Origin of the sequence: Maribacter sp. (assembly GCF_049667165.1) — a bacterium.
Classification (GTDB): Bacteria; Bacteroidota; Bacteroidia; order Flavobacteriales; family Flavobacteriaceae; genus Maribacter_A.
Window position 1 is genome coordinate 1 of the sequence record NZ_JBATHS010000016.1, and the last position, 7,481, is coordinate 7,481.

General features: G+C 42.1%; 6 protein-coding genes. All 6 read left to right on the forward strand.

The genetic code is table 11. The annotated features are described in order from the left end of the window. Positions 1-1,065, forward strand: a 1,065-nt coding sequence (locus WBM98_RS00535) for a hypothetical protein (RefSeq protein WP_424364058.1), incomplete at its 5' end; no start/stop codon positions are given. Positions 1,066-1,990: 925 nt separating this feature from the next. Beyond that, complete coding sequence (locus tag WBM98_RS00540; RefSeq protein WP_424364059.1) at positions 1,991-2,440, forward strand: response regulator transcription factor; 450 nt, start codon at positions 1,991-1,993, stop codon at positions 2,438-2,440. A 133-nt stretch (positions 2,441-2,573) separates the two neighbouring features. Continuing rightward, entirely contained in the window at positions 2,574-5,066 is a 2,493-nt protein-coding gene (locus WBM98_RS00545) for a hypothetical protein (protein ID WP_424364060.1), read from the forward strand. Continuing rightward, a complete protein-coding gene (locus tag WBM98_RS00550; protein WP_424364061.1) occupies positions 5,067-6,314 on the forward strand; it encodes a hypothetical protein in 1,248 nt (415 codons plus the stop codon). It begins immediately after the preceding gene. 16 nt (positions 6,315-6,330) lie between these two features. Beyond that, positions 6,331-6,645, forward strand: coding sequence for a hypothetical protein (locus WBM98_RS00555; RefSeq protein WP_424364062.1), 315 nt, complete (start codon positions 6,331-6,333; stop codon positions 6,643-6,645). Positions 6,646-6,647: 2 nt separating this feature from the next. Then, a partial coding sequence (locus tag WBM98_RS00560; RefSeq protein WP_424364063.1) for a hypothetical protein occupies positions 6,648-7,481 on the forward strand: 834 nt, incomplete at its 3' end.

Below are 7,481 nucleotides of genomic sequence, written 5' to 3' on the forward strand. Positions count from 1 at the left end.
ATGGGTATCCGGAGACTATGTTATGTACTCGCCATTCAGCTTCTAGCTGCACAAATTGCTTGGGCACAGGTTGAGGTTGGCGAAAAAAACAGCATTGGATCCGTTGCCCCTTTATTTCAAGACCAGGCGCCACTCACGCTGCAATTAAGGTTCTCATTAAAGGACCTAAAGGAAAACACCAATGATAGTACGTACATCACATCGACCTTGGTTTTTCAAAATAAGGAGTCCTCCTGGGATTCCTTAAAGATCAAATTGAGGGCCCGTGGCAATCTTCGTCGTAAAATTTGTTATTATGCGCCTTTAAAAGTAAAGTTAAAGAAGAAGGCCACGCAAGGAACAGTATTCGAAGGCACCACAAAATTAAAATTGGTACTGCCCTGTATGTTGGAAAACGACAACGATGATTTGGTCGTAAAGGAATATATGGCCTACAAATTATACGAATTAATTTCCCCCTACCATTATAAGACACGTCTGGCAAATATTGAATTTGAAGAGGAAAAAAGATCCCGGACGAAGACACATCAACTAAAAGCCATTTTGCTCGAAGACATCGACCGTGTTGCCCAACGTCACCATGGCCAAGTGATGACAAGGAAAGTCCATCCCCTGCAACAAGATGACCTTTCTTCAATACAATGTTCTTTTTTCGAGTATTTGATTGGTAACACGGACTACTCAACAAAAGGCGAGCACAATCAAAAGCTAGTGTATATCGACAAAAAATATGTTAGCATTCCCTACGATTTTGACATGTCGGGGCTTGTGAATGCCAGCTATGCGGGCGTATCAGGGATGGAGAATATAAAGGGTAGTATAACATCGGTAACACAGCGTGCCTATAAAGGCTATACACGCGATGAAGTGCTGCTGCAAGAGGTACGGCAAAAATGCATTTCAAAAAAAAATGAAATGTTCAGGGTCATGGACAGCTTAAAGGAATATTTCCAAAGTCCAAGCTTGTTTGAGGAGGCCCAGGATTTTGTCACTGATTTTTTTGAAATCATGGAAAGCGATGAAAAGTTCAAAAAGTATATTGTGGACCGTACTAGGGCTAAATGAATTACCATATAAAAATGGGTAGGGGCTGAGAAGTGCTTGATTTCGATGACCAAAGGCGAAAAACGAAACCGACGTTAGGAGGTTCGTGAATACCATTAAAAATTCAATTCAAAAAGTAATGAGTAAAAAAGCCACCCGAAGGTGGCTTTTATGATTTGTACGGTGTAACATGTATTTTCTAAAAGTGATTCATTGATAATCAATTAAAAATAAATAAAGTAGCAAGTTGGCCGAACTGTATCTAAGTTTATTTTAAAAACGGACCATTACCTACTTACTTCTGGTTATACACTGCATGCGACTTATACCAATAATCTTTCTGTTTCCGCTATGTTAATATATAAGGTATAGTTTTCTCTAAAGGATTAAAGCATCCAAAGTTCGGGTATTGTAATTGTAATAAGGTTGATAAAATTCAATTTATACAGTATTTGATTCATTGCATACAATTTTGAGCTTTTGATCAATTAATTTTTTATAAGTTTAGTATTACATAATACGACCCCTAAACTTACAAGAAATCGTAATTGGTTTGTTTTACTGGCTTGATTATATAATCGATAATTGACCCCAATTCGGAAATACTTGAGCTATCCGAATGGCACGAACCGAGAAAATTATGCTATTTTTTGCAAAGTACGTCCTTCCCCCTACTAGTAATGCTTGAGTAAACGTAATGCAAGCAAAGATTTTGGCCATTTATGGAACCAAAAATGCGGGCTAACATCTTGTTCGGAACCAGTGAAATAGTATTATCCCTTGTGTTAGGGATGTAGGAGCCAACCAGCCGCAGTTCGCATTGACCCATTCGCAGAAGATAGCCATTTCATAATAGCTGGCGGTACCGTTTTTTCGCTCCAAAACCTACAGACGAAGTCATCAATTATACATTGTTGATTACTGTCTGAATCTTATATGTGGCTCCTTGAAACCTACTATCCTTTCCATACAGATTCTTTGCGAAAATGGACTCTCGAGCCAAACAATAGACTACTTTGGTTCTAAGGAGTGGTCCCAGGAATCCGAGTCAGAGTTTATTGCAAAAATTCATGAATTATTTTCCTTGCTAAGAGGGCATTGCACTAGTTTGGACTTGAACTTCGTTGTGCAAACGAACGATATCAACTATGTTCGTTTTATACTCAACAAGAAAAAAAACAGGGCCATCTCGGTGAACCATACTACCCTGAGTTCAAGGGAAAAGGATGTTCTTGAATTGATCATGATGGGCATGACCAGCCCGCAAATGGCCGATAGGTTATGTATAAGTCCCGAGACTGTCAAGAGCCACCGCAGGCATATCTTAAAAAAAACAGGGGCTACAAATACCGCCAGCCTAGTGACGTACTACCATCAAACCTTCTTCGAGAAATAAATTCATTTTCGTACCCCATACAATCAACCGATAAAAATCACCCTTTAGGGGGATAACAAGGTTTGAATCATCGAAATACCTTTGGGACAATACCTAGCGATAATTTCATTTTGAATCTAAAATCCCATAGAAGATGAATACTACCGAATATGACTTTGAGACTCCTTTTGTAGATCAACAGTTACGTGCTGAGGATGCGACGGATACTGAAACGAATGGAAACCAATACGCGTTCAACAATTTGATAAGTCCATTTCAAAGTACGTTCCAGGAAGGGGAACATGAACAAAAGTCGCAGTATGCCGACGAATATATGGAACTGTTATCTGAACTTGAGGATAGTGAATTTCACGAATCGCTCTACGAAGTGGCCACTGAAATGGAAGATTCGTGGGGAAGTAAAATTTCCAATGAAATGGCAATGGGAACGCAATTTGTCCCATATGCCCTAAAACAGGGTCGGGCGTATTATGCGCCTATGTTGCGCGAATCAGATCGCCTGCTCGATGCGGTGGCGGAACATTTCTCTGGTAACGATCTTGCCGAACATGGGGAGGTCGACGTCGAACTTTTCTTCGAAACCCTTGAATTGAACAATGAAGGGCTTAGTCCGATACAAGAGCAATTTCTTGGAGGTTTGGTAAAGAAAGTAAAGTCGGTGGTAAAGAAAGGGGTCGATTTAGCCAAAAAAGGAATCCGGTTCGCAGGCAAATTCCTGCCCATGAATCTTATTCTGGGAAAACTAAAACGTCTGATACGGCCCTTGCTCGAAAAAGTATTGAAATCCCTTATCGGTAAACTCCCATCTTCATTTCGACCCCATGCCAGGTCGTTGGCCAAGAAATTCCTAAAGTTGGAAAATGCAGACGATTCCACTGCTGAACTTGGGGATTTTGAAGGCTTGCAGCTCGAATTCGATACCACGGTTTCACAATTGCTTTTCACTTCCGAGGAACAGGAGTCGGAGATACAACTTGAAGACTATGAAAATTCCTTTGAAAACCTGGAGCGTAGTGAGGGGTACGAAGGGGAAATGAGTAACACCTATTCTTTGGAAGCTGCGAAGGATACGTTTATCAACGATTTAAAGAATCTTGGGGAAGATGAAGACCCAACACCCGTCATAGAGCGGTTTCTTCCAGTGGCGATTATGGCCCTAAAACCGGTCATTAAATTGGCCATTGCTACCATTGGTAGGAAAAAAATCATCAACTTTTTGGCCGGGCTTCTGTCCGGATTGATAAAAAAATACGTGCCTTCCAATGTCTCCAGACCGCTGGCCGCCCGAATAATAGACCTTGGACTTCGCGCCATTGGTTTTGAAACGGCGGAAGCCGACAATTCAGACCTTGCCTATGAAGCGCTGGCGAATACCATTGACGAGACTATTACAGATCTAAATTCCATGGATTCCCAATTGATCGGAGATCAAGAGGAACTGGCCATGCATTTATATGAAAGTTTTGAAAAGGCGGCTGCCAATAATTTTCCGCCAAATTATATTCGCCCGAACCTTAGGGCCACCAATGTGGACGCTTTGTGGATCAGTATGCCAAGAAAAAACCCGATAAAGGTATACAAGAAATTTACCAACATCTTTGACGTGACCATCGATCAAAAATTAGCCAAAGGCATAAAAATCTTTAGAAGTGTCCCTCTGGCGAACTTCCTTAGGGATAAATATGGTCTCGAGGTGAACAATGGAATCAAAGCCAAGGTGCATATTTATGAATTGGGCAGGGGAGGCCGGTTGAGCATGATCAGTAAATTCGAGAATTTACCAGGCTTAAACCCCAGGATCCCAAAGGCATGGGTACAACTGTTGCCGCTAACAAAGGAGGTGTCCCAATTGTTGTTGAAAGAGAACAATTTAGGGACCCGTTTTTCCAAAAAATCGTTGACTTCGAGATATCATGCGAAACCGGGACAGCGTTTTTATTATTTGGATATCGAGGGTGCGCGCTTACGCCTGCCCCAGAATAAATCCAAAAATATCAAAAGTATGAATCCGGGGCCCAAACAAATCGAGAGCAGGTCCGCGGACGTACAAGCCGTTTTGAATTTCAATAAGTCCCAAATAAAGATCAACTACTTTTTCAGTGAAGAGGATGCCAAGGACTTGGCGGGTAAAATCACCAAAAATGATGTTTTAGGTACCGCGACAACCATTAAAAACTCCGTGAGAAACATCCTCAATACCATTCTTAAGGGACACCTATCGGAAAAAGTAAAGATCATTCATGAAAGTGTTCCCGAAATGTATTTGGAAGCCGATGAGGTGGGACAGGATCAATTTATCAATGTAAAGGATATTGGCCGAAACATTGGGAAGAATGTAATATCGAAGATGGTACAAAAATTAACGGAGACCATTGCTTTTCGGGCCTATGAGGCGGTTGTAGCGCATCTGAAATCGAGGCCTAAAGTTTTTATCGATGCCCAGTCACAACCTCAGGATGGGGTAACCATCAGTATCATTTGGAACAATATGAGTGGGATGTCAGTGATTAAGAGTGCCATCTCCGCGATTAACGGAAAAGGAAGCATACCGAATTTAGGGGATTTAAAACTGCCCAATTTCACCCAACCCGATGTTGTAATCAAGGCAGGTAAACTTTTTGATTAGATGGAAAACACGGTCGACATAAACAATTCGATGTACAGGCAGGCGGTACACTGGCAACTGGCAGCCACGCGCTTGGCCAAGGTCGATAACTTGGCTTCCCAACAAGCATGGCAAGGCGTGGATTATGGAATTTCTAGCATCCTTAAGATTGCCTTTAATGCGAGTATTGAAGAGGTGTTGAACCTGGCCAATGTCTTGATTATGGCCTTGACCCGTGGGGGTAATCAGGCGTATATGTTTAAACAATTGATTCTCTTGAGAACTAAATATACACGAACCGAAGAAACGATCCATTATTATACCATCGCCATAAATTCGCGCACAAATCCAAGTATCGCGGCACTGTTAAGGGCCTGTGACGTACTGTGCAAACGGAGTATGGACGAAATTTTAAAACCACTCGGTAGAAAATCACCTCCCGTGATGACCTATGTAGATAAGGGTATTGGGGCCTCGATACTTAAGGCCGGACTACGATTATGGGACGGTAAAATCAGCCCGGTAGCCGCCATAAAAATTACACAGCACAATCTGTATCGGCCAACCGCCATAGTGCATGAGACGGGGCATCAAGTAGCCCATATCTTGAAATGGACCGAAGAATTGGAGCAAGCGGTCAACCAGGAACTCCAAGAATTTGGATCGGAAGTTACTACGGCATACGCCGGATGGGTAAGTGAAATGGCAGCCGATGCCTTTGCCTTTGTACACACCGGATACGCTGCGGTTGCGGCATTGCATGACGTGGTCAGTGGCAAGGAGCACACTGTTTTCTCTTATCAAAGGCATGACCCCCATCCGATTACCTATATACGGGTATTGCTGAATATCGGTATGTGCCGACTTTTCTATGGAAACGGACCATGGGATAATCTTGAAGCCTCGTTTAAGGCGACCTACGATCTGGAGCGTTCACGTTCTTCGGACAAGGAAACGATCAATCAATGTGAAAAGGCGCTAGACAACGTGGTGAAGCTACTGCTGACAAAACCATATCGGTGCTTTGGGAACCAATCCTTGTCAAAGTTGCTGCCCCCGGAACGGGTCAGCCCCAAAGAATTGGAACGCCTGGAATATTTGGCAGGACCCTCCTTATACACGTCACATGCGTGGATCGCCAAGGAAAGTCTGAGGATCTTGGCCTTGAACGGCCTTAAGATTGGATCGACTACTCAAAATCTTCCTTCCTTATACCAACAGCAGGAAGATTGGATGACCCGTTTGGGCTTTGCAGTGGAATTGAATTAACATATAAAATACGGATATGAAAAAAGACAAAAAAACAAGATTGGAAATTTTGGAGCAAGACCATAAAAGGCTGTTAAATTCCATTGCAGACTTCGAAAAGGAAATTGAGAGCATATTATGCTCAAAAAAACCTGATCAAATTGAAGTAACCAAATTGATTCAGCACAAAACCAATGCCGAACGATTGGCGGATGAAAAAGAAAATGTAATCCGGTATGAACGAAAGCGGGAAAACTTGGGCGAATCCGATTCGGAGAACAGACGTAAAAATGACAATTACAACATTGTCAGAGGGAGTTATATAAAAATCAAGAACGACGAAAATCAATAAAAATGAACTATATCGATTATTTAATTCACACGGCGAATACGGAAAAAGTGCGTGAGTTTCCTTCTCTACTAAGCAATTATGTGTCGGATGTAGCACCTCCCTCCCCTGGCCAACCAGGTAGTGAAGAGATGACTAAAAAATTAGCCGCTCCGCTGACAACATTGACCAGTTTATCGCAATCCTATCCTAGAAACGAGATTCATAATTTTATTTTTTATCAGGATACATCCGTTATTGACAAGGCGATACAGAAGCATTGGTTCGATATTAATAATGGACCTATAAGTCCCACTGGCGTAGCTATTTTTAATCCCGGCGATGCCCCGCCCTACCATCTTATCTACGCTTATTTGATGGAAAATACGCGGATGTACCAAATTTTCGAAAAATTGATTTTTCTTTATTTGAACGATGAGGAAATTGGCATTGCAAGTGCTTCCAATGGCGATCATCGTATGGCCTTTCAATGGATCCACAATACGGAGAGTCTATTTTTCAAGCATCTGTCCAATAATAACTTTAGGAACATCACCAGCCAGATCAGAAGCAATCAGGAAGCTGTTCGCCGCAATGCCTATTATAGATTATTTGCGATGGATCTTGCCTTTGAATCTGGTGGTGGTGCCGAATACTATAAAGCCAAAATGGCGAATAACGAATTCATTTTCCTATTCGAACAATTTTTGACCGAAGCTTGGCAGGCCTATATCAATGCGAAGAACGCCGTTGGTGCGAATACCACTGATTATCAAAAATTGGTGGATATGGTTACCAAGTTAAGGGAGATTTTACTGGCACGCCGAGGGGCGACTGGTACCATTCAATTGAGTCAGTAT

Bases quoted from the DNA above. Each gene is read 5' to 3' on its own strand.
- WBM98_RS00550 (WP_424364061.1), top strand. From the start codon at position 5,067: ATGGAAAACACGGTCGACATAAACAATTCGATGTACAGGCAGGCGGTA.
- WBM98_RS00545 (WP_424364060.1), top strand. From the start codon at position 2,574: ATGAATACTACCGAATATGACTTTGAGACTCCTTTTGTAGATCAACAG.
- WBM98_RS00555 (WP_424364062.1), top strand. From the start codon at position 6,331: ATGAAAAAAGACAAAAAAACAAGATTGGAAATTTTGGAGCAAGACCAT.